Annotated in this window: 2 protein-coding genes; both read right to left on the bottom strand. The window is 78.3% G+C overall.

Annotated features, from left to right (window positions below):
• The coding region (locus EF918_RS35320; RefSeq protein ID WP_260610998.1) for a hypothetical protein at positions 1–946 on the bottom strand (946 nt) is incomplete at its 3' end.
• Positions 943–1,927, bottom strand: a 985-nt coding sequence (locus tag EF918_RS37525; RefSeq protein WP_185922086.1) for a hypothetical protein, incomplete at its 5' end; no start/stop codon positions are given. The genes EF918_RS35320 and EF918_RS37525, both read right to left, overlap by 4 nt.

Here is a 1,927-nt window from a genome sequence, read left to right as displayed (position 1 = left end):
GGGCGGGCGCCGGCGGGGGCGCCGCCCGGCGGCGGCGCCCGCCGGAACCGGCGGCGAGGACCCCGGGGGTGCGCGGGCGGACCTTGTCCACGACGGCCATGCCGACCCGGAACACGGCCGCGGGCACCACCACGCACAGCAGGCACCAGAACAGCAGCACCCCGTACGGGCGGCCCACCCCCCAGGGCTGGGTGGCCAGCACCTTGTCGCCGTACTTCAGGGAGACCGTGTAGTCCCCGTACGCACCCGCGGCCAGCGTCACGTCGAGCTGGATCCGGGCCTTCCGGCCGGGCGGGACGGTGCCCTTCCACTGCGCCTCCTCCCACAGGGGGGCGAACACCCCGTGGGCGGTGCCGATCTGGAAGACCGGGTCCTTGACCGGGGCCGCGCCGAGGTTGCCGACCGTCACCGTGAACCTCCGGCTGGGCGGGGCCCCGAACCAGGTGAGCACCCCGTCCTCGCCCTTCAGCTCGACCGAGGTGAGCAGCGCGAGCCGGCCGGTGCCGGACTCGGCGGGCAGCTCGGCCACCTCGTGGTCGGTGATCCTCAGCGGCACCGCGACGGTCGACTGGTCGCCGTTGACCGAGGTCACGTTCACCACGCACGGGCAGGGCCGGGGCGGCGCGGGGACGGGCAGCTCGGCGGTGAACCTGCCGCCGCCGTCCACCGAGACCGCCACCCCGTCGGCGTTGGCGCAGCTGTTGGTGCCGCCGATCATGTTCTGTCCGCAGACCAGCAGCATCACCAGGGTCCCGGCCGGCCAGCCGGTCCCGGTGACCGCGGTCCGGCCGCCCTTGGCGACCTCCTGGGCGGACAGCGTCACGGCCGGCTCGGCCTCCGCGGCCGCGGCGGGTTGCGCCGGGGCCGCCAGGAGCAGGGCCGGCGCGACCAGGGCCAGCGCGAGCGTGCACAGGGCGGCGTACGCCCTGAGGACCTTGCCGATCACCTGGCGGCTCCCGTCAACTCGTGGTCCGTCACGGAGGGCGCTGCGCCGGACCCCGGCCCGCGCCGGCCGTCCTGCCGGGTCCCCGGGCCGGCCGCACGGCGGGGGCCGCGGCGGAGCAGGCGGCGTGCGGCCAGGGCCAGGGTGCCGAGCGCGAGCAGGACGGCGCCGGTGGTGCCGGCCGGGCCCCACGGCAGGAACCAGGCCGTGGCCCGGCCCGCGGCCGGGGCGGCTCCGGCGGCGGTGACCGAGACGGTCACCGCCGCACGGCCGACCACCGGCGCCCCGGGCCACGGCTCGGTCAGCTCGACCCGCTGCCCGGGCAGCAGCTCGACGGAGACCGGACGCGCCCGGCGCCCGGTCAGGCCCCCGAGGACGCCCTCGGCGGTGATCCCGACCTCGGGAGCCAGCGCCACGTTGCCCCGGTTGACCAGCGCGTAGGCGACCTCGGTGGCCGGGCCCCGGCCCCGTACCCGTACGTCCTCCACCGTCAGCGCGGCCACCTGCGGCCCGCTGACCCTCAGGTGCACCCGTACCCCGGCCTCGTGGCCGCCCTCGGCGGCGACGACGGCCACCGGGTGGTCCCCGGGGGCGGCGCCGGGCGGCACGGTGACGGTGAACGGCACCACCGCCCGCGTGCGCGGCGGCACCTTCACGGTGCCGGCGCCACCGAAGCTGACCCAGGCCCCCGCCCCGGTGGACCGCCCGGGCGGCCGTACGGCGAAGGCCCCGTCGGCGGCGTTGTAGGCGTCGGCCCCGCGCAGGGTGAGCGTGTGCTCCTGGTCGGTGGGGTTGGTCAGGGCCAGCCGGTCCTCCAGGACGCTGCCCGGGCCGCCCTGCAGGTAGAAGTACGACCGCGCCCCGCCACGGGCCGCGGTGGCGCCCCCGGCGGCGGGCTCGGCGGTCCAGCCGGCCCCGTCTGCCCCGTCTGCCCTGGCGGGAGCGACGGAGCCGAGGAACAGCAGCAGGAGGAGGACGACGGGG

This window comes from Streptomyces sp. WAC06614 (assembly GCF_003949795.1).
Classification (GTDB): Bacteria; Actinomycetota; Actinomycetes; order Streptomycetales; family Streptomycetaceae; genus Streptomyces.
The sequence above is the reverse complement of the archived record's forward strand: the minus strand, read 5'-3'. Positions and strand labels throughout refer to the sequence as shown.